Source organism: Sphingomonas sp. T1 (assembly GCF_902506585.1).
Classification (GTDB): Bacteria; Pseudomonadota; Alphaproteobacteria; order Sphingomonadales; family Sphingomonadaceae; genus Sphingomonas; species Sphingomonas aerolata.
Genome location: NZ_LR733875.1, coordinates 1,100,633 through 1,126,466 on the forward strand (window position 1 = coordinate 1,100,633; position 25,834 = coordinate 1,126,466).

22 protein-coding genes and 2 tRNA genes are annotated in these 25,834 nt (G+C 67.8%); 2 read left to right on the forward strand and 22 right to left on the reverse strand.

The annotated features are described in order from the left end of the window. Positions 1 to 106: 106 nt before the first annotated feature. The 15 genes from ccmC to GV027_RS04970 form a co-directional block, all read right to left on the reverse strand. Positions 107 to 832 (reverse strand): heme ABC transporter permease CcmC, encoded by a 726-nt coding sequence (ccmC, locus tag GV027_RS04900; RefSeq protein WP_031440724.1) that lies wholly within the window; start codon positions 830 to 832, stop codon positions 107 to 109. 106 nt (positions 833 to 938) lie between these two features. Continuing rightward, positions 939 to 1,988, reverse strand: coding sequence for a Leu/Phe/Val dehydrogenase (locus tag GV027_RS04905; RefSeq protein WP_192007233.1), 1,050 nt, complete (start codon positions 1,986 to 1,988; stop codon positions 939 to 941). Between the two features lie 105 nt (positions 1,989 to 2,093). After that, positions 2,094 to 2,170: transfer RNA gene (locus tag GV027_RS04910), tRNA-His, on the reverse strand. Between the two features lie 74 nt (positions 2,171 to 2,244). Continuing rightward, the gene (gene gspN, locus GV027_RS04915; RefSeq protein WP_159511151.1) at positions 2,245 to 3,009 is read right to left on the reverse strand and encodes a type II secretion system protein N; all 765 of its coding nucleotides are present in this window, start codon (positions 3,007 to 3,009) and stop codon (positions 2,245 to 2,247) included. Continuing rightward, on the reverse strand, positions 3,006 to 3,482 hold the full coding sequence (gene gspM / locus GV027_RS04920; RefSeq protein ID WP_037532937.1) for a type II secretion system protein GspM: 477 nt from the start codon (positions 3,480 to 3,482) through the stop codon (positions 3,006 to 3,008). Before gspM ends, gspN begins: the two co-directional genes overlap by 4 nt. Then, positions 3,479 to 4,600, reverse strand: coding sequence for a type II secretion system protein GspL (gspL, locus tag GV027_RS04925; protein ID WP_159511152.1), 1,122 nt, complete (start codon positions 4,598 to 4,600; stop codon positions 3,479 to 3,481). Before gspL ends, gspM begins: the two co-directional genes overlap by 4 nt. After that, a complete protein-coding gene (gspK, locus tag GV027_RS04930) occupies positions 4,597 to 5,577 on the reverse strand; it encodes a type II secretion system minor pseudopilin GspK (RefSeq protein ID WP_159511153.1) in 981 nt (326 codons plus the stop codon). The genes gspL and gspK overlap by 4 nt, the downstream gene beginning before the upstream one ends. Further along, positions 5,564 to 6,310 (reverse strand): type II secretion system minor pseudopilin GspJ, encoded by a 747-nt coding sequence (gene gspJ / locus GV027_RS04935; RefSeq protein WP_159511154.1) that lies wholly within the window; start codon positions 6,308 to 6,310, stop codon positions 5,564 to 5,566. Before gspJ ends, gspK begins: the two co-directional genes overlap by 14 nt. Beyond that, positions 6,307 to 6,702, reverse strand: coding sequence for a type II secretion system minor pseudopilin GspI (gspI, locus tag GV027_RS04940; RefSeq protein WP_159511155.1), 396 nt, complete (start codon positions 6,700 to 6,702; stop codon positions 6,307 to 6,309). The genes gspJ and gspI overlap by 4 nt, the downstream gene beginning before the upstream one ends. A 19-nt stretch (positions 6,703 to 6,721) precedes the next feature. Next, positions 6,722 to 7,204, reverse strand: a complete 483-nt coding sequence (locus GV027_RS04945) for a GspH/FimT family pseudopilin (RefSeq protein ID WP_159511156.1) — start codon at positions 7,202 to 7,204, stop codon at positions 6,722 to 6,724. Continuing rightward, the gene (gene gspG, locus GV027_RS04950) at positions 7,179 to 7,619 is read right to left on the reverse strand and encodes a type II secretion system major pseudopilin GspG (RefSeq protein ID WP_031395041.1); all 441 of its coding nucleotides are present in this window, start codon (positions 7,617 to 7,619) and stop codon (positions 7,179 to 7,181) included. The genes GV027_RS04945 and gspG overlap by 26 nt, the downstream gene beginning before the upstream one ends. Positions 7,620 to 7,627: 8 nt before the next feature. Continuing rightward, positions 7,628 to 8,854, reverse strand: coding sequence for a type II secretion system inner membrane protein GspF (gspF, locus tag GV027_RS04955; RefSeq protein WP_159511157.1), 1,227 nt, complete (start codon positions 8,852 to 8,854; stop codon positions 7,628 to 7,630). 120 nt (positions 8,855 to 8,974) lie between these two features. Continuing rightward, complete coding sequence (locus GV027_RS04960; protein WP_159511158.1) at positions 8,975 to 10,498, reverse strand: GspE/PulE family protein; 1,524 nt, start codon at positions 10,496 to 10,498, stop codon at positions 8,975 to 8,977. Continuing rightward, the gene (gspD, locus tag GV027_RS04965) at positions 10,495 to 12,738 is read right to left on the reverse strand and encodes a type II secretion system secretin GspD (protein WP_159511159.1); all 2,244 of its coding nucleotides are present in this window, start codon (positions 12,736 to 12,738) and stop codon (positions 10,495 to 10,497) included. Before gspD ends, GV027_RS04960 begins: the two co-directional genes overlap by 4 nt. 50 nt (positions 12,739 to 12,788) lie before the next feature. Next, positions 12,789 to 13,616, reverse strand: a complete 828-nt coding sequence (locus GV027_RS04970) for a type II secretion system protein N (RefSeq protein ID WP_107046005.1) — start codon at positions 13,614 to 13,616, stop codon at positions 12,789 to 12,791. A gap of 142 nt (positions 13,617 to 13,758) precedes the next feature. Here GV027_RS04970 and GV027_RS04975 point away from each other — a divergent pair, with 142 nt between their 5' ends. After that, entirely contained in the window at positions 13,759 to 14,445 is a 687-nt protein-coding gene (locus GV027_RS04975; protein ID WP_159511160.1) for a prolyl hydroxylase family protein, read from the forward strand. Between the two features lie 255 nt (positions 14,446 to 14,700). On the opposite strand, the gene GV027_RS04980 is transcribed toward GV027_RS04975, so the two are convergent. Next, positions 14,701 to 17,517, reverse strand: a complete 2,817-nt coding sequence (locus GV027_RS04980; protein WP_159511161.1) for a TonB-dependent receptor domain-containing protein — start codon at positions 17,515 to 17,517, stop codon at positions 14,701 to 14,703. Between the two features lie 95 nt (positions 17,518 to 17,612). Then, positions 17,613 to 19,232: a hypothetical protein gene (locus GV027_RS04985; RefSeq protein ID WP_031438961.1), complete on the reverse strand. Its 1,620-nt coding sequence runs from the start codon at positions 19,230 to 19,232 to the stop codon at positions 17,613 to 17,615. A gap of 328 nt (positions 19,233 to 19,560) precedes the next feature. Here GV027_RS04985 and GV027_RS04990 point away from each other — a divergent pair, with 328 nt between their 5' ends. Then, positions 19,561 to 19,896, forward strand: coding sequence for a DUF6481 family protein (locus tag GV027_RS04990; RefSeq protein WP_031396424.1), 336 nt, complete (start codon positions 19,561 to 19,563; stop codon positions 19,894 to 19,896). 288 nt (positions 19,897 to 20,184) lie between these two features. Here GV027_RS04990 and ahpF read toward each other — a convergent pair whose 3' ends face one another. From ahpF to lon, 5 genes are all read right to left on the reverse strand, one after another. Then, on the reverse strand, positions 20,185 to 21,768 hold the full coding sequence (gene ahpF / locus GV027_RS04995) for an alkyl hydroperoxide reductase subunit F (protein ID WP_159511162.1): 1,584 nt from the start codon (positions 21,766 to 21,768) through the stop codon (positions 20,185 to 20,187). Between the two features lie 208 nt (positions 21,769 to 21,976). Beyond that, positions 21,977 to 22,540, reverse strand: a complete 564-nt coding sequence (ahpC, locus tag GV027_RS05000; protein ID WP_031396422.1) for an alkyl hydroperoxide reductase subunit C — start codon at positions 22,538 to 22,540, stop codon at positions 21,977 to 21,979. Positions 22,541 to 22,728: 188 nt separating this feature from the next. Beyond that, a tRNA-Val gene (locus GV027_RS05005) sits at positions 22,729 to 22,803 on the reverse strand. Positions 22,804 to 22,876: 73 nt separating this feature from the next. After that, positions 22,877 to 23,149: an HU family DNA-binding protein gene (locus tag GV027_RS05010; RefSeq protein ID WP_031438963.1), complete on the reverse strand. Its 273-nt coding sequence runs from the start codon at positions 23,147 to 23,149 to the stop codon at positions 22,877 to 22,879. A gap of 173 nt (positions 23,150 to 23,322) precedes the next feature. Continuing rightward, entirely contained in the window at positions 23,323 to 25,716 is a 2,394-nt protein-coding gene (gene lon, locus GV027_RS05015; protein ID WP_159511163.1) for an endopeptidase La, read from the reverse strand. Between the last annotated feature and the right edge of the window lie 118 nt (positions 25,717 to 25,834).

Here is a 25,834-nt window from a genome sequence, read left to right on the forward strand (position 1 = left end):
CGCCTTCCGCATCGCCAGATAGCTGAGCAGTGCGACGACGGCGCCGCCGCCCAGCGTCACGGCATAGGCGGCAATCACGAACGGCCAGGCGGTCATGCGCGCACCTTCACGCTCTGGCCATCCGACGCATCCGCGCCTCGGCCTTGGCGGTGGCGAGCAGGGTCCGCATCCGCATCAGCACGATGCCGGCAAAGACGAAGGTGAAGCCCGCGAGCATGATCGGCAGCGGCCAGAGGATCGCGCCGTCGATCGTCGACTTGGTCAGCCCGATGCTCGGCCCCTGATGCAGCGTGTTCCACCAGATCACCGAATAGCGGATGATCGGCAGCAGCACCGATCCGGCGACGCCGTAGAGCGCGGGCACGCGCCCGTCGCCGCCGCGGTCCGCATCCGCCTTCGCCAGCGCCATATAGCCAAGATAGACGAAGAACAGCAGCAGCATCGAGGTCAGCCGTCCGTCCCATTGCCACCACGTCCCCCAGGTCGGCCGTCCCCAGATCGAGCCGGTCATCAGGCACAAAGCCGCGAACACCGCGCCGGGCAGCGCGATCGCGCGTGCGGCGATGCCGGCCAGCGGGTGACGCCAGACGAGCAGCATGATGCTGGAAATCGCGATCCCGCTCCAGCCGCCCATGCCGAGCCAGGCGGCAGGGACATGGATGTAGAGGATCCGCACCGTCTCGCCCTGCAGATAGTCGGGTGGGGTCTGCGTCAGTCCCGCCCAGCAGCCCAGCGCGATCAGCGCGACGCCCGCCCAGAACAGCGCAGGCGTCAGCGGCCTGGCGATCTTCAGGAAGCGCGCGGGATTGGCAAGGGCGTGCAGGGTGGCCACTGGGTGTTACCACTATGGCAAGTCGTGACGGACTTAAAGCCCCTCTCCCCACGTGGGGAGAGGGAGTGGCCCGCCGTGTCACCGTCCCCGCGAAAGGGGGACGGACTTAACGGCCGATCAGGCGCTTTGCGATCGAATCGGCGACGTCGGACGACGGTTCGCCGCTGCGGTCGCTCTCGTCCCAGACCTGGATCAGCCGCTCGGGGATGCGTGCGATCCGTGCCTTCACTTCAGCTTCGTCGCCCTGGCCGAGATATTCGAGCCCGACATTGATGATGCCGCCCGCGTTGATCACGTAATCCGGCGCATAGAGGATGCCGCGCGCGTGCAGTCGCGCACCGTCCTCGCGGACGCTGAGCTGGTTGTTCGCGCCGCCCGCGACGACCTTTGCCTTGAGCGCCGCGATCGACATTTCGGTCAGGATCGCACCCAGCGCGTTCGGGCTGAAGATGTCGGTGTCGGTCGTCAGGATCGCCTCGGCGGGGACTGCGGTCGCGCCGAGTTCACCCGCCAGCGCCTGCGCGCGGCCCTCGTCGACGTCCGCGAGCGTCAGCACCGCGCCGTCCTTCGCGAGCAGCCGGGCGAGCCCGCCGCCGACCGAGCCGACGCCCTGGATCGCGACGCGCACGCCCTTCATGTCGGTCGCGCCGAGCCCGCGCTGCGCCGCCGCCTTGACGCCCAGATAGATGCCGAGCGCCGTGTACGGCCCCGGATCGCCGCCCGCCGCACCGCTCGCGACCGGCAGGCCCGAGACGTAGCGCGTCTGGGTTGCAATCACCTTCATCCGCTCTTCGGACATGCCGACGTCCTCGGCGGTCACGTAGCGGCCGCCGAGCGATTCGACTGCGCGGCCGAACGCCTCGAGCTGTTCGGTGGTGATCACGTCGCCGGGCTTGGCCGCGAGGACGACGCCCTTGCCGCCGCCCAGCTCAAGCCCGGCCATCGCGTTCTTGAAGCTCATGCCGCGCGACAGGCGCAGCGCGTCGGTCACCGCGCGGCCATTGTCCGCATAATGCCAGAAGCGCGTGCCGCCGGCCGCGGGGCCGAGCTTGGTCGAATGCAGCGCGATGACGGCGCGGAGACCCGAAACCGGATCGGTGAAGACGTGAACGCCCTCATGGTCGTCGAAATCGGGAAGGTCCCAAACCGCTGTCATCGCCGGCTCCATCAGGAAGAAGAAAATTGCTTAAACCTGAAATATTATTTTCCGGCCGGTTTTACCAGCACAAAGCGGCGCAAGGCCAAGCAGTTGGGAAAATAATGGGGCGACCGACGGGACTTGAACCCGCAACATCCGGCATCACAAGCCGACGCTCTAACCAATTGAACTACGATCGCCGCGAAGGCCCGTGCCCCTAAGCGGGCTGTTCGGGTCCGTCAAGCGCCGCGATCATGCGGGGCGTCGAATGTCGTCAAAAACTGCCTTCGATCGCCTGGCTATAGCCGCCTGCCCCGCGCACGAAGCCGATCGATTCGAGCCGCTGCTGGACGATCGGGTCGGTCGGTTGCAGCGTCAGCACCGCGCGGTAGCGGCCCGTGCCGTCGATCCGCAGCGTGATGCCCTCGGTCCCCGCCTGGCTGGCGAGCGGCACGATGAGCGCGTCGCCCTCGCATTTGGGCGTCCCGCTGACCGACTGCGGCAGCGTGATCCCCGCGACCTCGCCGCCCAGCGTCGCGCGCACCCGCCCCTCGGCACGCTCGCACTGGCCATCGGCGAACCGCACGGTCACGCCGTCGAGATCGAGCGTGGTGACCGGCACCGGCGCGAACACCGCGCCGGTCGGGATCGTCGCGGTCAGATCGTCGACGCCGAACCCGTGACGGCTGACGCTCGCCGATCCGCGCAGCGGTCGAGGGTCGGTTTCGGGGCCGGCCAGCACGATCCGCGCGCGACCCGCGAGCAGCGGCAAGGGCGCGAGCCGGGCATGTAGGTCGCCGAGCGACAGCTCGCCGAACCGCGCATCGGTCAGCGTCGCGCCCCAGATCGTGCCCGTCACGCGGCGCGCGACGAGGCCCGCATCCTCGATCCCGACCCAGCCAAGCGCAGCGCGCATCGGCAAAAACACGATCAGTGCGAGCAGCAGCATGCCGCCGAACATCGCGGTCGGGCCGGTCCGCAACCGGATCCGCGTGACGCGGCGTGCGCCGACGCTCACGAAGCGTGCGCTGTCGCTCATGCGGCGCGCGCCTTCAACGTCATCGTCACGCTCACCGTGCGGTCACCCTTGTCGGTCATGGTCAGCGCGTCGACCAGGATGCCCGCGCGCTCGAGCCGCGCGAGCCATGCGGTCAGCGCACCCGGCCGCGCCGACGGCATCACGATCCGCACCCGGTCCGCGCCCTCCTGGTCGAGGCTGGTGATCGCGAACCCCGCCAGATCCGCCTGGGTCCGCACGATCGCATCGAGCGAGCCCGTCAGCGGCGTGGGCCGCGATCGCTGCGCGTCGCGGAGCAGCGCGACCATCGCCTGCGTCTCGCCGAGCCGGGTCACGGCATTGGCATGGCGTTCGCGCGCGCTCGACAGACCGTCGCCGACCGGGCGGATCACCGCGCCCCAGAGCAGCGTCAGCACCGCGAGCGCCGCCATCACCAGCAACAGCCGCTTCTCGCGCAGCGATCGCCCTTCGAACCAGTGCCGCAACCCGGTCATGCGCCCTCGCCTCCGCCTGCACGGCCCGCCGTGATCGTGAATTCGCCCGACACGCGGCCCGCCGCCGCCTGGAAGACGCCCGCCTGAACCGCAAAGCCGGCACGCTCGAGCGCACTCCTGAGATCGGTCGCCAGCGCCTCGCGCTCGACCGCGACGCCCAGTCGGACGGTCCCGTTCGGCTGGAAGTCGAGCGCGGTGATCTCGCTGCCCGGCGTCGCCTGGACCACGGCGAAGATCGTGGCGGTGGTCGTGCTGAAGCCCAGCCCCGGCCCGCGCACGCGCGACAGCCGTTCGCCAAGCTGGCGCCCGGCATCGTTCACCGTCTCGCCGCGTGGCAGGCCCGAGCGGGCAATCTGTTCGGTCTGCGCTTCGATCATGTCCGCGCCGAAGCTGTATTTCGCGATCCGGACCAGCGTGATCGCCAGCGTCACCGCGAGGATCAGCCCCGACAGCACCGCCAGCCGCCGGATCAGCGCCCAGTCGAGCGCGAATCGCCGCCGCCGCGCGAACATCCCCTGCCGCAGGTCGAGCGGCCATGTCGCGACCGCCGCCGCCAGCGCCGCCTCGAGCGCGGCGGGCTCGACGGCCACCGGCGGCGTGTCGCCCGTCACCAGTGCGGTCAGCCCCGGTTCGTCGGCAAATCCGGTCGACGTTCCGCGCACGACCGTGTCGCCGGCAAGCTCGGCGCGGACATAGCCCTCGTCCGGGCGCGGCAGCAGCATCGGTGCGGGGAGCATCGCGACCGGGTCGACGCCGGCCGCCGCGAGCATCCGCAGCCAGCCCTGCATCGCCTCGATCCCGACCACGCCGATCGGCCGGTCGCCCTGCCCCTCGTCACCGACCGCGACATGGAGTTCGCCGAGCGGCGCCGCGCTCGCCTCGGCCGCGAGCAGCCGGGCGGCGGCGGTCGCCTGCGCAGTGCTGCGCGACGGTAGTTCGGCCCAGTGCAAGGTCACCGCCTCTGCCGGCGCGACCGCGATGACGCCGTGGTCCGCGTTCAGGTCGCCGCGATCATCGGCGGTCGGGATCCCCTCGCCCTGCGCGACGATGCGCTGGTCGGCGATCCGCATCCAGCGAAAGCCGGTCACGCCGGAGGGAAGGAACAGGAGCGTGGTCATGATGGCTCGCCCCATTGCCGCGATACGAGCCGCGCGGGAAGCGTCGTCGCGTCCATCAGTGCCTGTTCCTGCAAAACCGTCGTCCCCACCGTCACGTCGATATCGAGCGTGAACCATTTCGACACCACTGCCGTCCCCCGTTCGCCATCCGCATTGGAATTGCCCTGCAGCGCCGCGCTCTTGAAGAACACGTCGGTGGTCGCGACCCCTTGCGGCGGGCGTTGCAGGATCATCTGGCGCGCGCCCGCGATCGACATCGTGTCGGGAAACAGCATCGCCAGGATCGGCGCCTGTTCGGGGAGCAGCGTGTTGACGTTGATCGGCGCCGCCTGCGCGACCGGCAGTGTACAGATCCACGGCCTGAGCGTCGCATAGATTTGCGGCGTCATGCCGACCACCGCGCGGAGTTCGCTCGGGTCGGTCATCAGCGTGCCCGCGGTGCGATAGGGCGTCTCGCGGTTCAGATAGGCGCCGTCCTCCGCGCCCATCGCCTGCTGGTCCTGATCGCTGTCGATCCAGTCGGCCGCGCCCGCGGCGATCTGTTCACCGACCTGCGCGGGGATGTCGAGCAGCCGCATCAACCGGACGAATTGCGGCCGCATCAGCGGGTCGGTGACATAGGCGCCGGCGCGCCCGCTCACCAGGCTGTTGAGATTGAAGCAGTTTCCCCCGTCCCGCACGCGCGCGGTCGCAAAGCCGCCGCCGGGCAGCGGCATTCCGAACGGCTTGCCGCTCCAGTCGCCCTGCAACGTCACGCGTTTCACATTGGGGCCCAGCATCGCGTCGATCCGCGTCAGCGCGAGCGTCTCGGCGGCCAGCGCATAGGCGCGGGCCTGCTCGCCCGCCGCGGCATTGCCCGCCAGTCGCGTCGACAGCCGCAGCTTCTCGAGCGCCGCCCCCGCCATCACCGCGACGATCGCGACGAGCATGAGGACGGTCAGCAGCGCGGCGCCTCTTTCCTGCTCAGGGGGCTTCATTCTGGACCTCCCGCGCGGGCGGCGCATAGCCCGATCCGACGAGGAACAGCTGGCGATAGACCAGGCCGTCGGTGCGCTGGACGCTCAGCTCCATCGCCTCGGGCAAGGGCACCCCCTGCACGCCGTCCCAGCGGTCGCTCCACGCGCCGCCGAGCCGGTAGCGCAGCCGGACCTGGCGGACATTGGGCAGCAGCACGGCGGGCGGCAGCGGCGGCGCGCCGTCGACCATCGGATAGGCGATCCGCTGCAGCGCGCCGTCCGCGACCCGGTACGCCACCTTCTGCGTGCTCGACCGCGCTGCGCCGTCGATATTGGTCCAGCCACCGCGGACGAGGCGGAGCATCGGTGCGACGTCCGACCCGCTCTCGCCGACGAAGGCGGGCAAGGGCGCGCCGGATTCGTCGCGCGTGCCCCGCAGCGCCGCCTGGCCGAGATCGGCGGACAGGATCGACATCGTCCGCGTCAACGCGCCGAGATCGTCGAGCTTCGTCCCCGTCGCACTCTGCGCCTTCACGCTGAACGACAGGATCGCCACCCCCGCCGCCGCGATCATGCCGAAGATCAGCAGCGAGACCATCACCTCGACCAGTGTGAAGCCGTGCTCGGCGGAGCGCCTCACGGGGGTGAAGCCGTGCTCGGCGGAGCGCCTCACGGGGGTGAAGCGGTGTTCGGCGGAGCGCCTCACGGGCGTGAAGCCGTGTTCGGCGGAGCGCGCCGTGCGTCGCGCGGTCATGACGTCGTCACCGTCGTCGCGGACTGGCGCGGGGCGGGGCGGATCATCGTGAGGCGGCCGAGCACCGCGCCGCCGCGATCCGCGACCGCCACGTCGATCCGCAAGACGGACGATCCGCCCATCGCGCGCACCGAGCGGGTCCAGGCCCAGCGGCGCCCGCCATTGGTCTCGGCGCCGGTGACGGTCCCGGCGGTCGGCGGCTGCGCCTGCGTCACCGCGTCGATCGCGACGTTGCGCGCGACCATCTGCGCGACCAGCGTGTCGTCGAGGATCGACGCGCCGCGGATCGTCGCGCTCTCCAGCCTTACGAGCGCCATCGCGGCCAAGCTGAACACCGCCAGCGCGACCATGATCTCGATCAGCGTGAACCCGCCATCGGTTTCAGCGCGCATCGGCGTGCAAATATGAGAATCAGCGCGCATCGGCGCGCACGGTGCCATCGGCGTCGATCGTCACGGTCGCGTTCGCCCCGCCGCGGCTGAGCGTCACGACGGCGGGCCGGTCGACCAGCCCGGTCGGGTCGAAGGTCACGCGGACGCGGCTGCTCATGTCGCCGATCACCGCGCGCGTGCCGTCGTTCCAGCGTTCGACGCGCATCGGTTTCTCGCTGATCGGCGTCCAGCCGCCCGCGAGCCGCTGGTCGAAGCCATAGCCGCCGCCGGTGATCCAGACGCTGACCGGGCGTGCCTCGACGATCGCCGAATCATGCGCCGCACGCGTCCGCGCCGCGAACCGCGTCGCCTCGTCGAACACGCGGCCGCGCGGATCGGGCATCACGAAGACCGCCACCGCCGATGCGAGCCCTATGATCGTCACCACGACCATCAGCTCTACCAGCGTAAAACCGCGGTCGGCGTGACGCCGGGACCTACTGCCAGCTGCCAATATCGGCATCGATCCCCTCGCCGCCTTCCTTGCCATCGGCGCCGAAGGTCCAGACGTCGGCCTCGCCATGCGTGCCGGGCGAGGCATAGAGATACGGGCGACCCCAGGGATCGTTCGGCAGCTTCTTGAGATAGCCACCGCGCTGGTAGCGCGACGGATCGGTCAGCCCGGCGGGTGCGGTGACCAGCGCGTTCAGCCCCTGCGACGTGTTGGGGAAGGTCATGTTCTGCAGCTTGTAGAGCTCCAGCCCGCCCTCGATCTGCGCGATGTCGGCCTTTGCCTTCTGGATCCGCGCGGTATCGCCCGAGGGCAGCACGTTGAGCGCGACGATCGTCGCCAGCAGGCCGATGATGACGATGACCACCATCAGCTCGACGAGCGTAAAACCGGCCTCGCGGCGCTTCTTCTTCTCTTCCGGACGCATACAAAACCTCATTGGCCTGCCAGCGTGTTGAGCTGGAGGATCGGGAGCAGGATGGATAGCACGATCGTCGCGACGATGCCGCCCATCACGACGATGATCAGCGGTTCGAGCAGCGACAGAGCGGTAGCGGTGAAGCGGTCGAATTCGCGCTCGAGATAGTCGGCGGCGCGCTCGAGCATCTCGTCGAGCCGCCCCGCCGCCTCGCCCGACGCGGCGAGATAGGTCAGCAGCGGCGGGAACACGCCCGCGCGCCGCATCGCCGCGGACAGGCTGCCGCCGCCGCGGATCGCGTCGACGATCTGGTCCGATGCAAGGCGCAGCCGACGGTTGTGGATCGTGCTCGCGGTCAGGTTGAGCCCGTCGAGCAGCGGCAAGCGGCTCGCGACCATCGTCCCCAGCGTCCGCGCCATCCGCGCCGCATGCAGATCGCGCAGTAGCCGCCCGAGCATCGGGATCCTGAGCAGCCAGCTGTCGAAGGCGAGCCGGAAGCCCGGATCCTTCAGCGCGCGCCACAGGATCAGCCCCGACAGCAGCAGGACCAGCGCGATCACCCACCAGTATCCGACGAGGAACGCCGAAAACGCCATCACCATCCGCGTCAGCAGCGGCAGCTCCTGCCCGACCGTGTCGAACTGTTCGACCACCTGCGGCACGACGAACATCATCAGCGCGGTGACCACCCCCATCGCGACGAGCGCGAGGATCGACGGATAGGCGAGCGCGGTGATCAGCTTGCCGCGGATCTCCGCCTGGCGTTCGAGCAGCGCGGCGAGCCGGTCGAGGATCGTCGGCAGCGACCCCGAACTCTCGCCCGCCGCGACCATCGCGCGGTAGAGCGGCGGAAAACTCTTGGGCTCACGCGCCATCGCATCCGCGAGCCGCCGGCCCTCGACGACGCCCGCATGGACGTGCTGGACGATCGCGCGGACGCTGTCCTGTTCGGTCTGGCGGGTGATCGTGCGCAATGATTCCTCGAGCGGCGACACGCGGTTGAGCGTGGCGAGCTGGCGGGTGAACAGCGTCAGATTCTTGCCCGACATCTTGGGCTTGCCGAGCTGCAACCCGAACAGCGGCCGCCCCTTGGTCGCCTGGGGCGGCGCGCCCGGGCCGATCTTGACGACGTAGAATTTGCGCGCGTCGAGCGTCGCGCGCGCGAGGTCGATGTCCGCCGCGGCGATATGGCCGCGGCGCTCGGCGCCCTTGGTGTCGATCGCGACATAGTCGAAATCAGCCATGCGGGTTGCCCGGGTGCCGCATTATCCCGTTCGTTTTGAGCGAAGTCGAGAAACCGTCGCCGCGCGCGCGGACAGGAGTTTCTCGACTGCGCTCGAAACGAACGGAAGGCCAGAGGGGCATCATGCCGCCGCCACCTCGACGACTTCCGTCGTGTCGCGGCGCGAGACGCGGACCGCCTCCTCCGCCGTGGTCTGTCCCGACAGGACGAGCTCGCGCGCCGACTGCGCCAGGTTCGGCGACTTGGCAAAGGCATGCGCGGTGATGTCGGATTCGGCGCCGTCGGTGTTGATCAGGCGACGAATCGTGTCGTCGATGCGGACCGCCTCGAACACGCCGATCCGGCCCTTGTAGCCGGTCTGGTTGCAGTCGTCGCACCCTTGCGCGACGTACACCACCTGGTCCGGGGCGATGCCGAGCAGCGGTGCGACCGTGTCCGATGCGGGTACCGCCTTGCGACAGGTCGGACACAGCCGCCGCACCAGCCGCTGCGCGATCACCGCGCGGAGCGTCGAGGCGAGCAGGAAGCTTTCGACCTTCATGTCGCGCATTCGCGTGATCGCGCCGATCGCGTCGTTGGTATGGACGGTCGACAGGACGAGATGCCCGGTCAGCGACGCCTGCACCGCGATCTCGGCGGTCTCGCGGTCGCGGATTTCGCCGACCATCACCACGTCGGGATCCTGACGCAGGATCGCGCGCAGCCCCGCCGCAAACGTCAGCCCGACCTTCGGATTGACCTGGGTTTGTCCTACCCCGTCGACCGCGTACTCGACCGGATCCTCGACCGTCAGGATGTTACGGCTGCCGTCGTTGAGCAGGCGCAGCGCGGCGTAGAGCGAGGTCGTCTTGCCCGAGCCGGTCGGTCCGGTGACGAGGATGATCCCGTTCGGCTCGCTCAGCGCCTCGTTGAGCAGCGCGAACAAGGCGGGCGGCAGGCCCAGCGCCTCGAGGTCGATGCCGGCATTCTCCTTGTCGAGGATACGCAGCACGACGCGTTCGCCCGCCCGGCTCGGCAGCGTCGAGACGCGGACGTCGAGCAGCTTGCCGCCCAAAGTCAGCCCCATGCGGCCGTCCTGCGGCACGCGGCGCTCGGCGATGTCGAGCCGCGCCATGACCTTGATCCGGCTGACCACGACCGGCGCGACGTTGGGCGGCATGCGCAACGTCTCGCGCAGCACGCCGTCGATGCGCATCCGGACGACGAGCCCGGTCTCGTACGGCTCGATATGGATGTCGGACACGCCGTTGCGTGCGGCGTCGGCGATGATTCCGTTGATCAGCCGGATCGCGGGCGCGTCGTCGGCGGTGTCGAGCAGGTCCTCCGCGGTCGGCATGTCGCCTGCGAGCAGATCGAGCTCGTCACCCATCCCAACCGCGGCGAGCGCGTTGGCCTGGCCGTCCATCGCATAGACGTTGGACAGCAGCCGGTCGAACGCGGGCGCCTCGACCGTGCCGATCGCGAACGGGCGGCCGAGATAGCGGCGCAGTTCGAGCAGCACCTTCGGGTCCGCGCCCGCGCGCATCGCGATCGTCAGCGGCGAATCGGGGTCAGTGTGGTCGACGACGACTCCGAACTTGCGTGCGAAGGCGTAGGGGATGGTGATCTGGGGGAGTGCGACATCAAGCCCCTCGCGGATGATCATTTCTTCACCGGCCGGAAGACCGTGCTCGTGCTGCGCACCGGCACCGCGATCCGCGGATCCTCGATGCTGCCGGGGATCGGTCCCGACGGGATCGGCGGCGCCGCGCCCATGTAATCGCGCACCAGCTGGTCGATCGACGGCTCGCGCTCGGGTTCGGCCAGCCCCTGCTGCAACCGCAGATAGCCGTAACGCTGTTCGGTGATCCGCCGGCTGTCGCCCGCGGTACGCAGGATCGTCGGCCGGATGAAGATCATCAAATTGGTCTTCGACCGCTGTTTCGCCTTCGACGTGAACAGGTGCCCGAGCACCGGCAGGTCGCCGAGCAGCGGGATCTTCTCGATCGTGCGGCGCTCGTTGTCGTCGAGCAGGCCGCTGATCACCGCGATCTGGCCGTCGTCGACGGTTCGCACCGTCTCGACCTCGCGCTTGTTGAGGATCAGGTCGCTATTGTCGCTCGACACCGGCCCGGCGATCGAACTGACCTCGAGCCGCAGGTTGAGCTTGACCGTACCGCTCGAATTCACCTGCGGCCGCACGGTCAGCTCGATGCCGACATTCTGCCGCTGCGTGGTGCGGAACGCGTTGTCGAAATTGTTCGACAGCGCCTGGCCGGTGGTGATCGGGATCTCTTGCCCGACCAGGCTGTGCGCCTCCTGATTGTCGAGCGTGACGAGGTGCGGGACCTGGAGCAGGTTCGACGTCGTGTCGCTCTTCACCGCGTTGATGATCGCGCCAAAGAAGGTGCTGCCGATCTTGCCGCCAAAGCCACCGAACCCGCCGGTCGCGGCGAGGATCGAGCTGATCGCCGATTGCTGGAGCGTGTCGGCGGCGCTGCTGGTGTTCTTCGTCACCGTCGTGCTGCCGTCGGTGTTCGTCGTCGTCGTGGTCGAGGTGTTGAGCTGCGTCGCGCCGATCGCGCCCGCGATCTGCAGGATGTTCGGCGCGGAATTGGAGAAGGTCGACGCGCCGAACGCGCCGCCGCTGGGATCGCCGACGATGAACTGCGCGCCGAGCGTGCGCGCGGTGGTGTCCGAGACCTCGGCGACGATCGCCTCGACCAGCACCTGTTCGCGGCGCGTATCGAGCTGGCGGACCACCTCGGCGAGCTGACGCTGGATCTCGGCGGGCGCGGCGATGACGATCGCGTTGGCGCCGATGAAGCGCGTGACGACCGCGGCGGTGCGCCCGCCCGCGGCGGTGATCGCGGGCTGGCCAGAGCCCGATCCCGCCGATCCGCCGCTCGACTGGACCGGCTGGCTGACCTGCGCCTGCTGGGTGCCGCCAAAGCCCGATCCGCCGCCATTGCTGCCACTGCTGCTGTTCGCGCCGAAATTGGAGCGCGACAGCGGCTGGGTGCTCGGCTGGGTCGGGGTCTGGCCGACCAGTTCCTGCAGCACCGGCAGCAATTGTTCGGCATCGGCGTTTTCGAGGAACACGACCTTGATCTCTGTGCCGTTGCGCGCCTTCTGGTCGAGGTCGGCGGCGACCTGTGCCAGTCGCGCGACCGTGGTCGGATCGCCGCGCAGCGCGACCGCGTTCGATCCCTCGACCGCGACCACCGACGCGGTCGGTCCCGATCCCGCGCCGCCGCCCTGCGCGCCGCCCGTGGCCCCGCCGGTGCCGATCAGGCCCTGCAGCGCGGTCGCGATGTCGCGCGCGCTCGCATTCTTGAGCGCGACGACGCGCGTCGACGAGGTGTCGGTGTCGACCCGGCGAATGACCTCGCGGATGCGGCGGATATTGTCGGCGAAATCGACGACCACCAGGCTGTTGCCGCCGCGGTTCGCGGTGACCGACCCCTGCGCGCTGACCAGCGGCCGAACGGTGTCGACCGCGCTCGCCGCATCGGTCGCGCGCAGCCGGATGATCTCGGTGACATAGCTGTTGCGCGCCGCCCCCGCGACGCCGATCCGGCTCGGCTGCGACGCGGCATTGTCGAGCGGCTGCACGCGGAACGCCCCGTTCGAGGTCGGCACCGCGACCAGCCCGTTGGCGCGCAGCGTGGAGAGGAACACCTCGAAATATTCGGACCGGCTGAGCGGCCGGTCGGTGACGACGGTCACCTTGCCCGACACGCGGTTGTCGATGATGAAGGTGCGCCCCGTGACCTTGGCGGCATCGGCGATGAACGCGCGGATATCGGCGTCGCGGACGTTAAGCGTCGTCTGCGCGCGCGCTTCCGCCGCCAGCGTCAGCGCCAGCACCGGAGCAAGGACCGAGGCGAAAACCAGATTCTTCATTGCAGCCTTGGTCTTGGAAAGGGGAAGGGAAGCGAGAGTCATGCCGGAGATCATTGCGGAGGTGCGATCGTGATGGCCAGCGGCAGCGTGTCCTTGCCGCGTTCGACGGTGATGGGCACGTTGCCGCCCTGCGCGAAGTCGGCGGCGATGCGGTCGAGATCGCCCGGCCCGGTGACGGGACGCCCGCCGATCGAGGTGACGATGTCGCCGTCGCGCAGCCCCGCCTGGCGGAAGGCGTTGCCCGAGCCCTGCGACCGGACCGTCAGCCCGCTGACGCGGCCGCCGTCGATCCGCGGGATGAAACCGATCTCGCTGCGCAACTGGCCGATCGCGATGCCCGCGCCGCCCGGCGGTGGCGCCGCGCCCGGCGCTGCGCCGGTCGGGGATACCGGCGCGACCGCGTCGGACTGGTCGAGGAACAGGTCCTCGTCGACGCCGCCGCGGTCGATCGTGACATGGTCGAACGCGACTGCCTTCAGCCGGACGCCGGGCTGGATCTCTTCGCCGACGACGATGCTGGTCTGGACATTGTCCGCGCCCGCGATGATCGCCGAGCTCCGGCCGGTCGCATCGTCGATCCGCGTCCCGAACAGCGTCAGCTGCAGCGCGGTGACGGTCGCGGGTCCGGCACCGGCGGGCGCACCCAGCCGGAAGAACGGATCGAAGCTGCGCAGGATGTCGCCGTTCGCGCCCGCGGGTGCGATCGCCGCCGGGCGCCACGCGCCGAGCGGCGTCACCGGTGCCACCGCGACCCAGATCAGCCGCGCGCATTGCACCGCCAGCCCCGCCATCAGCGCGAGCTCGGCGGCGGAATATACCGTGATCACGGGCAGCCGCCGCAGGATACGGCGCGCCCGTGCGTCGATCGTCAATCGCATGAGCGAACCCCCTCCCGACGCGGTGCCGCCGCCATTGGCGCCCCCAATGGCGCTAGGCATGCCATGTTACAGTTACGCGTCAATCTGGTGATAGATTTATGCCGCGCTGGCGCAAGCGCGGATTGCCCGGCAAAACAGCATCATGGTCATCCGCTCCGCCGACACGCCGCCCGCCCCCTCTCCGGTCTCGCTCGGCAGCGGCCTGCCCGCCGAGCCGGTCGTCGCACGGCTGACCGCAGCCCCCGGGGTCCAGCGCGTGCCGAGCCCCAAGCTGACGCTGTTCCTCAACCGCGGCTTCCTGCCGCCCGCGCTGTGCGCCGCACTGCTCGAGCGGATCGACGCCGTCCGCCGCCCGTCGACGATTTCCGATTCGAACGGCGATGCGAGCTACCGGACGAGCGAGACGGGCGACCTCGACCCCGCCGATCCGGTGGTCACCGACGTCGAGGCGCGGATCGCCGCGCTGACCGGGCTCGACGGCCTTTATGGCGAACCGCTCCAGGGGCAGCGTTATGCGGTCGGGCAGGAGTTCAAGGGCCATACCGATTATTTCGAGCCGACCGGTATCGACTATGACCGCTATTGCAGCGTCGCGGGCAATCGTACCTGGACCGTGATGGTCTATCTCAACCAGCCCGAGGCGGGCGGCGCGACGCGGTTCAAGGCGATCGACAAGATCGTCCAGCCCGAGACCGGCAAACTGCTCGCCTGGAACAACCGCCGGCCCGACGGCACGCCCAACCCCGCGACGCTCCACCACGGCATGAAGGTCCGCAGCGGCGTCAAATACGTCATCACGAAATGGTACCGCGAGCGCCCCTGGGGGTAGCTACCCCCTACCCCGGTACCCGGGCTCGACCCGGGATGCGGAGCCACGCAGCGTGCCGCCCGCGACCCTGGGTCCCGGCGTTCGCCGGGATGACGGAGGGGTGGCAGGCGCGCCGTTCACCCCCACCCCGTCATCCTGGGCTCGACCCAGGATCCAGAGCCAAGCAGCGCCGTCCTTTGGAACTCTGGATCCCAGCCTTCGCTGGGATGACGGGGCGGTGCTAGCCCCCCCGGCCCAGCCCGCCGCCGCCCGACCTCAGAACGTCGTGCTCAGCCCCAGCGTGAACACCCGGCCAAGATTGTAGCGGTTGATGAACACCTGTGCGCCATTGTCGAAGGTCTGGCCTTCCTGGAACCGCGTGCCGGTCAGGTTGCGCGCTTCGGCCTTCAGCTCCCATTTGCCGCCGACGAGCTCGAAGCCCTGCCGTGCGACCAGGTCGAGGCGGATGCCGGGCTTTTCGATGATGTCGGGCTGGAAGCCGACGCCGCTGAGGTTCGACGGGCCGCGGTTGGTCACGCGGTTGCTGGCATAGTTGAACAGCAACGTGATCGCCGACAGCGACGCCGTATCCTCGAGCCCGACCTGGACGTTGACCAGATGATCCGACTGGCCGGTCAGCGACGCGCCGTCGCGGAACTGGAGCGAGGCCGGACCGAAGCCCGCCTGGCACCCGCCGAGCGTCTGGTTGAGCACGTTCGGGACGCAGCTGTTGTCCGCGGTGATCGACGACTTCGAATAGGTGTAGTTGGCGATGAACAGCGCGCGGCGCGTCGCGAAGAAGTCCGAGTTGAGGAAATCGAGGTCGAAATATTTCTGGAGCTCGACCTCCGCGCCATACAGCGTCGCCTCGGGCAGGTTGGTGAAGCCGGTCTGCAGCCGGTCGTCCGCGCCGGTGTAGAAGCCGACCTGCTCGACCGGGTTCTTGATCTCCTTGTAGAAGCCGCCGAGCGTGAAGCGCTGGTCGCGCGCGAAGAACCACTCGTAGCGGCCCTCGAGATTGTAGAGCTCCGAGTCCTTCAGCAGCGGGTTACCGAAGAACAGCCGATCCGATTCGGGATCGCGGAACTGCTGCGGCGCGAGCTCGCGGAACTGCGGGCGAGAGATCGTCTTCGACGCGCTCGCACGCAGCTGCATGTTGTTCGCGAAGTTGTAGGTGAGCGTCGCGGCGGGCAGGAAATAATCGTTCTTCAGCCGCGTCGTCGTCGTGCCGATCGGCGTCACCTGCTCCTCGGCGGTCTCGTAGCGGACGCCGATCGTCGCGCGGACGCCGTCGGTCGCCTCGGCCTCGGCCTGGACATAGCCCGCATGGATGCGCAGCGACGCGTCATAGGCATAGGCGCCGAGCGGCGTGCTGAACTGCAGCTGGATCTGGTTGGCGTTGAGCGAATCGATCCCGAGCAGATAGTCGGGACGCAGCAGGTTGTAGGGATAGCCCGGCGCGGTGCCGCCGCCCGCGGCGGTCTGATAGTTGAACTGGAGGCGCGTCGAATTGCGCTTCGTGTCCGAATAGAAATAGCCGGTCGACAGCGTCATCGGCCGCTCGGTGTCGAGCTTGTACGACAGGTCGCCCTGCCCGGTGTAGAGATCCTCGTTCAGTTCGCTGAAGATGATCGAGGCGAACGGCGTGAAGCGCTGGGTCACCTGATAGGCGCCATTGCACTGCGCGCCGTCCGAGCCATTGGGTGCCTCGACGCTGATCGGCAGGCCGGTCGTGGTGGTCGCCGAGCACAGATAGTCGAACTGCCGCTCGTACGGCGCGTTGCGCTTCGAATTGGCATAGGCGCCGCGCGCGTCGAATTTCAGCGCGTCGGTCAGCTTGAACTCGCCGACCAGCTGGCTCTCGAACAGCTGGCGTTCGAACCAGTTGGTGTTCTGCTGGAAACGCAGCCCGCTCGAATTGTTGTAGACGGTCGCCGACGATCCGCGCGCCTGCTTCAGCGTGTCGTGGATATAGACGGTGGTCGAGCGGATCGTGTTCGGGCCGAATTCGTACCCCAGCCCGATCAGCGCGTTGGTGACGATCCGGTTGTCGGTCAGCAGCGTCTGGAAATCATTGCGCAGCGTGCCGTCGGTCGACACCGAGTCCTGCTGCGTCGACGAGCGCGTGCGGAAGGTGTTGCTCGCGCTGAGCGATGCGATGATGCCCAGCCGGTCGGAGCCGAAGTCGAACACCGATCCGCCGCTCAGCTCGCCCGACCAGTTGGCCGGCAGCTGGTTGTTGCGCTGGAGCAGCGTCGTGTTCGCATTGGTCAGCTGCGCGACCTGGTCGGTCGGGATGATCCCGGTGCCGCCGGGCGCGTTCTTGATGAAGGCGGGCACCTTGCGCGCGCCGTCGTCGAAGCCGATCCAGTCCGCATCGCCGCCATAATAGGTATAGCCGAGCTCGCTGGTCGTCACGGTGTCGGCGGAGATCGACCCGCCGATGCTCAGGAAGTTCTTCTCGGGGATCGCCTTGGTCGTGAGGTTGATCACGCCGCCACCGAATTCGCCGGGATAGTTCACCGAATAGGTCTTCTGGACCAGCGCCGAGCCGACGATCGCGGTCGGGAAGATGTCGAGCGGAACCGAACGCCGGAGCGGCTCGGGGCTCGGCAAGGGCGAACCGTTGAGCAGCGACGACGAATAGCGATCGCCGAGACCGCGGACATAGACGAAGCCGCCGCCGACGACGCTGAGGCCGGTGACGCGCGTCAGTGCGCCGGCGATGTCGCCTTCGCCCGTCCGCGCAATGTCCGCGCTCGACAGCACCGAGACGATCTGTGCGGTGGCGCGCACGGTGTTCGGGATGTTGCGCCCGACGACGACGATGTCCTCGCCCGCTGCGGCGTCATAGCCCGGGCTCGACACCTCGACGCCGGCTTCGGGGGCGGCCTGCGGTGTGGCCTGCTGTGTGGTCTGCTCTTGGGCCGACGTGCCCGGCGTCGCGGCGTTGGTCTGGTCCGCCTCGGCCTGCGGCGTCGCGGCGGGCCGCGGCGGTGCGGCCGGCGCGGGCGCGGTCTGCGCGAGCGCGGCGGGCGCGACCAGCGTCGAGGTGAGGAGGAGCAGTGTTCCGTAGGCGCGGCGCTTGGACATGGCCTGTAATCCCGATTCGTAAAGTCATAGGCGAATGCCGGGACGGTCCCCCAAGGACCGCCCCGGCATCACGGCGCATTCAATTGGCGCCCGCCTCAGCGGCCCTGGCAGGCGAAGTAGACCGAGCTGAACGCCGGCGGTCCGACGTCCTGCAGCGCTGCATCCGCCGGCCGAACCGTCGTGCGGCCGCCCGTCGTCTGTTCGCCCGCGATCATGTTGACGCAGGCGACGTTGGCCGGAGTCTTCACCACGCCGTTGACGAAGGTCATGTCGGCACCACCACGCAGGCGGATCGCGGCCGGGGCCAGCGCGGTCTGGATGAAGGTGAAGTTGGCGTAGCGGCCGAACGTGCGCGGCAGCAGGTCCTCGGCATTGTTCGAATCGATCTCGGTCGAGAAGGAGTCGGCGGTCGCCCCGAGCGTGCGCTGGGCGGCGATCATGAACTGGATGAAGCCGCGATAGCCATTGTCGATATCGAAGCCGTCATCGTCCGCGCCGGTGATCGCGATATACTTCAGGTTGCTCGTGCCGCCGAAGATCTCGATGCCGTCATCCGCCGAATTGTGGCTCTGGATGTGGTTGAGCGTGGTGCCCGAGCCAGTGCCGCCGAGCGTCAGGCCCTGCAGCTCGTTGCCGTCGCTGATCGCGATGCCGCTGTAGCGGATCTGGACGTACTGCATCGTGCCGCTGCTGTCGGCGGCCGTCGGGCCACCATAGAAGCGCCCGGTGACACCCTCGATCGCCTGCTGGCAGGTCGTGCTGCTGCCGGCGGCATTGTTCGGGCCGGTGCCGGTGGCGCAGACGGCGACCGGTGCGCGGCCGAGCATGACGATCCCGCCCCACTGGCCCTGCGTCGCGTCGCTGACGCCGTTCGACGCCAGGTTCTGCTGCGAGGTGAAGACGATCGGCGCGGTGGCGGTGCCGACCGCGTTGATCTTCGACCCGCGGTTGACGATCAGCAGGTCGTTGGTCGTCTCGCTCGAATCCGCGGCGATCACGACACCGGCCTCGATGTTGAGGATCGCGCCATTGTCCGCACCGGTCGTGCCGACATCGGTGCCGATCTCGGTCTGGCCGCGCAGGCGATAGAAGACGCCGGCGATCTTCGGCAGCGTCAGCGTGCCGCTGATCACGGTCGGCAGGCGGCAGGCGCGGAACGTCGCGACCAGACCGTCATCGGTCGTGCCGGTCGGGCAGACGCTCGTCGCGGTGACCGCGCCGACCGAAGGCACCGCGGTGCAGCGTGCGCCCGAGCCGCCGAATTCGGCCGAGGTCGAGTTGCAGGTCCAGCCCTGGAACGCGGTGTCGGTCGGGCCGTTGAGCGCGCCGACGAAGTTCGTGCTGGTGAAGAAGCTGTTGAGCGTCGACGGATCCATCGGCGTGGTGAGCGACGTCGCCGAGGTCGGATACAGGCCGTTCAGCCCGGTGCTGACGCCGCTGACATTGTTGTTCGTGCCGGCGTTGACGACCGCGAGCTGCTCGTCAGGCGTGATCGTGATGGTGTTGACCGTGGTCGGGGCAGCGAACTGTGCCGCGGTGATCGCGCTGGGCGTCGGCGTCGGGGTGGGGGTCGGCGTCGGCGTTGGCGTCGCGGGAGGGATCACGATGGTCCCCGCACCCGGCGACGCGACGCTGTCCGCGCCTCCGCATGCCGACAGCGCCGCGCAGGCGGTGCTGGTCAGCAGGATAAGGCCGATGCGCTTGAAGCTGGTCATTCACGGAACTCCCGGTCGATCATTGATTGCGTGGATCGACTCGGGTCCCCCTGCCGATCTCTCAACGGCGGTTAGGCGGCGTAGATGACAGCGAGATGCGGTTTCGATGACGGCTGAGTGACGGCGGTGTTTCAGCAATGTGACACCGGGGCGGAGTTGCGCGCGTTGAGCCGGGGCGGGACGACGACGGACGGTATCGCGGGGACCCGGGGTGCATCACCCCGCTTTCGCTGCGCGGCACAATGATTTAAGGGGCACGGACGCTAGCAAGGCCCTTATCCGGGCAATCCCGCGGATTTCACCGCGATTACAGGAATTTTCGACGAGTATGGCCTCTTTCAAGGACCCCGGTTTTCAGGAACGTACCGCCTCTGCGAACGACGCGAAGCTGAAGGCGCTCGAGAAACTGCGCGCCAAGCCTGCGATCGATCCGGCGGTCGCCGCCGAGCGCGCCGCCGCCCGCGCCGCCAAGGAGGAGGCCGAGCGCGCCAAGCGCCAGGCCAAGCGCGATGCCGAAGAGGAGGCCAAGGCCGCCAAGAAGGCCGCAGCTGCCGAAGCCGCAGCCCGCGCGCTCGAGGCCGAAGCCAAGTCGCAAATGTCCGACGCCGACAAGAAGGCACTCCGCGACGCCAAATATGCCGCGCGCAAAGCCAAGAAGAAGTAAGGAAACGGCCGGGGATCCCCCGGCCTTTTTCTTTTGTGCCGCCGGGATTTTCGGCCGCTGCCTCGCCTTACCGTCATCCTGACGAACGTCAGGACCTAGAGTCACAAGCACTACCGCCCGCAACTCTGGATCTTGGATCAAGTCCAGGATGACGAAGGCAGTTGACGTTTACCCCACACACATCGTCATCCTGACGAAAGTCAGGATCCAGAGCCACGAACGCCAACGCGCGTGGCCCTGGGTCCCGGATCAAGTCCGGGATGACGGTAGGGGGAGAAGCCCCCGCCCTCAGGCTGCGAGCGCGTCCTGCTCTTCGGGTGCGAGCCGGATCATGTAGTCGAATGCCGCAAGCGCCGCCTTCGAGCCTTCGCCCATCGCGATCACGATCTGCTTGAACGGCACCGTCGTCACATCGCCGCCCGCGAACACGCCGGGGATCGACGTCTCGCCGCGGTGATCGACCTCGATCTCGCCGCGCATCGTCAGCGCGACCGTGTCGGTCAGCCATTCCGTGTTCGGCACCAGCCCGATCTGCACAAAGATTCCCTCGAGCTCGACCTGATGCAGCGTGTCGTGGTTGCGATCCTTGTAGCTGAGCCCCGTCACCTGCTTGCCGTCGCCGAGCACCTCGGTGGTCATCGCCGAGGTGACGACCTTGACGTTGGGCAGGCTGGCGAGCTTGCGCTGGAGCACCGCATCCGCGCGCAGGTCGCTGTCGAACTCGATCAGCGTGACGTGCGCGACGAGGCCCGCCAGGTCGATCGCCGCCTCGACGCCGCTATTGCCGCCGCCGATCACCGCGACGCGCTTGCCCTTGAACAGCGGGCCGTCGCAATGCGGGCAATAGGTCACGCCCTTGTTGCGATACGCCTCCTCGCCCGGCACGTTCATCTGACGCCAGCGCGCACCGGTCGACAGGATCACGGTCCGTGCCTTCAGCGACGCGCCGCTCGCGAGCTGCACCTCGTGCAGGCCACCGACCTGCGCTGCCGGGATCAGCTTGCTCGCGGTCTGCAGGTTCATCACGTCGACGCCATATTCGGCGACATGCTGCTCCATGTGCGCGACGAGCTTTGGCCCCTCGGTATGCGCGACCGAGATGAAATTCTCGATCGACATGGTGTCGAGCACCTGACCGCCGAAGCGCTCTGCCGCTATTCCGGTGCGGATGCCCTTGCGCGCGGCATAGATCGCCGCCGCCGCGCCGGCGGGGCCGCCACCGACGACGAGCACGTCGAACGGATCCTTGCCCGCGATCTTCTCGGCCGCGCGCGCGGTGCTGCCCGTGTCGAGCTTGGCGACGACCTGCTCGACGCTCATCCGGCCTTGAGCGAACGGCTCGCCGTTGAGGAAGATCGCCGGCACCGACAGGATGTTACGGTTCGTGACCTCGTCTTGGAACACGCCGCCCTCGATCGCGACATGGCTGATCCGCGGGTTGATCACGCTCATCAGGTTCAGCGCCTGGACCACCTCGGGGCAGTTCTGGCAGCTGAGCGAGAAATAGGTCTCGAACGCGAAATCGCCGTCGAGCCCGCGGACCTGCTCGATCACCTCCTGCGTCAGCTTCGACGGATGCCCGCCGACCTGCAGCAATGCGAGGACGAGCGAGGTGAACTCATGCCCCATCGGGATGCCGGCGAAGCGCACGCCGATATCGGTCCCGGCGCGGCGGATCATGAAGGACGGGCGACGCTTGTCGTCATCCTTGCGGACCATCGTCACCGAATCGGACAGCGCCGCGATCTCGGTCAGCAGGCCCTCGAGCTCGCGCGACTTGGCGCCGTCGTCGAGCGAGGCGACGAGTTCGATCGGCTGGACGATGTTCGCCAGATAGGTCTTGAGCTGCGCGGTAAGGTTCACATCGAGCACGGACGCTCTCCTGTCTGGTGAAAGGGACGCGCGGCGGGCTGCCGTCGCGAAATTCGTCACCCCGGACCGGGTCCGGGGTCCACCGTGCCGCACGACATCGGGGCGTCATGCGGCAGGATGGCTGCCAGACCGAAGTCCGGCAGGCCGGGGAAGGAGCGAACCCCTTCCCCTTTGGTGACGAAGCCGGGCGACCGGTTCCGTCAACGGCTCAGATCTTGCCGACGAGATCGAGCGACGGGGCGAGCGTGGTCTCACCCTCTTCCCACTTGGCGGGGCAGACCTCGCCGGGGTGCGCTGCGATATACTGTGCGGCCTTGACCTTGCGCAGCAGCTCCATCGCGTTGCGGCCGACGCCTTCCGAGGTGATCTCCATCAGCTGGATTACACCCTGCGGATCGACGACGAAGGTGCCACGATCGGCCAGGCCCTGGCCTTCGCGCATCACGTCGAAGTTGCGCGTGATGGTGCCCGACGGATCGCCCAGCATCGTGTAATCGATCTTGCCGATCGCCGGCGACGTGTCGTGCCAGGCCTTGTGCGAGAAATGGGTATCAGTCGAGACGCTGTAGACCTCGACGCCCATCTTCTGGAACGCGGCATAATTGTCGGCCAGATCCTCGAGCTCGGTCGGGCAGACGAACGTGAAATCGGCCGGGTAGAAGAAGAAGACCGCCCACTTGCCCGTGACGTCGGCGTCCGACACCTCGATGAACTTGCCCTGGCGATAGGCCTGGGTGGTGAACGGCTTCAGCTGGGTGCCGATGATCGACATGGGGTAGCTCCTCAAATTTGTGCGACGCATCATATATGGGATGCTGCGGCGCAGCGTGAAATGCAGAATGCCGATCTAGTATATTCACGCAGTCGATCACAGAGGCGTCAAAGATCGACTAAGACACTGAAAGACCTTCAGAAACAGAAACGCCGGCCCGCTCGCAATGGAGAGGACCGGCGTAAATCTGGTGGGCGCGACAGGGATTGAACCTGTGACCCCACCCGTGTGAAGGGTGTGCTCTACCGCTGAGCTACGCGCCCGAAACTGGTTCGGAAGCGGGCCTTTAAGCGCGGCGTGCCGCGCTGTCCAGCCCTGTCGATCACGATCGGTCGATCAGTTGACCGAATCCTTCAGCCCCTTGCCCGCCTTGAACTTGGGCTGGGTCGACGCCTTGATCGTCATCGGCTCGCCGGTGCGCGGGTTGCGCCCCGTCGAGGCCTTGCGCTTCGAGACCGAAAAGGTGCCGAACCCGACCAGCCGGACTTCCTCGCCCTTTTTCAGCGCGGCCGAAATCGCGTCGAAAACGGCTTCGACGGCCTTGACCGCATCGCCCTTGACCAGCCCCGACGTGTCCGCGACCGTCGCGATCAGTTCCTGCTTGTTCATACAGTTAATCCCCCAAACAAATACCGAATCGGCAGCGATGGAATCGCGGCGCCAATTTCCAGGCAGTAACGCGGCGGTATCGTCTGCTGTCAAACGAAACCGCCGCGCGATGCTCTAACCGCGCGGTTCGGTAACGGCCATCGTGACGCGGCGAAATACCGCACCGGATGCGCTCAGTGGTGAAGACCACCCCCGACCGGCGGGATCGGCGCGGGCGGCAATGCCGCCAGTTCGTCCGCATCGGTCCACTCGATCGCCTCAAGCGGTTCGGTCAGCGCAAGCCGCAACACCTCGTCGACATGGCTGACGGGGATGATCTTCAGCCCCTCCTTGATGTTCGCCGGAATGTCCGCGAGGTCCTTCTCGTTCTCCTGCGGGATGAGCACGGTGGTGATCCCGCCACGCAGCGCCGCGAGCAGCTTCTCCTTCAGCCCGCCGATCGGCAGCACGCGGCCGCGCAGCGTCACCTCGCCGGTCATCGCCACCTCGCGCCGGACCGGCACGCCGGTCATCGTCGAGACGATCGACGTGACGATCCCGACCCCTGCCGACGGTCCGTCCTTGGGCGTCGCGCCTTCGGGCAGATGGATGTGGATATCCTTGCGGTTGAACAGCGACGGCTTGATGCCATAGCTCGGCGCGCGCGCCTTGACGTAGCTGAACGCGGTCTCGATCGACTCCTTCATCACGTCGCCGAGCGTCCCCGTCAGCTTCGCCGCGCCCTTGCCCGACACGGTGACGCTCTCGATCGTCAGCAATTCGCCGCCGACCTCGGTCCAGGCGAGCCCGGTGACCGCGCCGATCTGATTCTCGGTCTCGGACAGCCCGTGGCGATATTTCTGCACGCCTGCGAACTCGGCGATGTTGTCGGGCGTGATCGTCACGCTCGTCGCCTTGCCCTCGAGGATCCGGCGCAGCGCCTTGCGCGCCAGCTTGGCGATCTCGCGCTCGAGCGTACGCACGCCCGCCTCGCGGGTATATTGCTGGATCAGCGTGCGCAGGCCCTCCTGCGTCAGGGTGAACTCGCCGTCCTTCAGGCCGTGCGCTTCGATCTGCTTGGCGATCAGATGCCGCTCGGCGATCTCGACCTTCTCGTCCTCGGTATAGCCCTCGAGACGGATGATCTCCATCCGGTCGAGCAGCGCCTGGGGCAGGTTGAGCGTGTTCGCGGTCGTCACGAACATCACGTCCGACAGATCGAGGTCGATCTCGAGATAATGATCCTGGAACTTGCCGTTCTGTTCGGGGTCGAGCACCTCGAGCAGCGCCGACGCCGGATCGCCACGGAAATCCTGGCCGAGCTTGTCGATCTCGTCGAGCAGGAACAGCGGGTTCGACGCCCCCGCCTTTTTCAAGTTGGTGACGATCTTGCCCGGCAGTGAGCCGATATAAGTGCGACGATGCCCGCGAATCTCGGCCTCGTCGCGCACGCCGCCGAGCGACTGGCGGATGAACTCGCGACCGGTCGCCTTGGCGATCGACTTGCCGAGCGAGGTCTTGCCGACGCCCGGCGGGCCGACGAGGCACAGGATCGGCCCCTTCAGCTTGTTGGTGCGCGCCTGGACCGCGAGATATTCGATGATCCTGTCCTTGACCTTCTCGAGCGCATAATGATCCTCGTCGAGCACCGCCTGGGCCGCCGAGATATCCTTCTTGATCTTCGACTTCTTGCCCCAGGGGAGCCCCAGCAGCACGTCGAGATAGTTGCGTACGACGGTCGCCTCGGCGCTCATCGGCGCCATCGTCTTCAGCTTCTTGAGTTCGGCGGTTGCCTTGGAACGCGCTTCCTTGCTCATCTTAAGCGTCGCGATCTTCTGAGTCAGCTCGGCGATCTCGTCGCCTTCACCCTCGTCGCCCTCGTTGCCGAGCTCGCGCTGGATCGCCTTCAACTGCTCGTTGAGGTAATATTCGCGCTGCGTCTTCTCCATCTGGCGCTTGACGCGGCTCTTGATCTTCTTCTCGACCTGCAGGACGCCGAGCTCGCCCTCCATCGCCGCAAACGCCATTTCGAGGCGCTTGGCGGGGTCGGTCTGCATCAGCATCGCCTGCTTGTCGGCGACCTTGATCTGGATGTTGGCGACTACGGCATCGGACAGCCGGGCGGCCTCGGTGATCTCGGACAGCTGGGTCGCGGTCTCGGCGGGCAGCTTGCGGTTGAGCTTCGCGTAATTCTCGAACTGGTCAACGACCGAGCGCATCAGCGCCGCGATCTCGGGACCCTCGACCTCGGCATCGGCGACCGTCGCGACTTCGGCGGTGAGGAAGTCACCACTCTCGTCGAGCGTCTCGAGCGTCGCGCGAACCTTGCCTTCGACCAGCACGCGCACCGTGCCGTCGGGCAGCTTGAGCAGCTGGAGCACGGTCGCGGTCACGCCCATCGTGTAGAGATCGTCGCGCGCGGGATCGTCCTCCGCCGGGTCGAGCTGCGCGACCAGGAAGATCTCCTTCTCTGCCGCCATCGCCGCCTCGAGCGCCGCGACAGATTTCTCGCGGCCGACGAACAGCGGAACGATCATGTGCGGAAACACGACGATGTCGCGCAACGGAAGAACGGGATAGTGGGTCATGCAAGCTCCGGTACCGGACCGAACAAGGTCGGCGTCAGCTCATTATATGGTGAGGATGGCGGATCCATCAATCGCCGGGCTACGTAATCGCCGAACCGCCCCCACACACCGTCCGGGA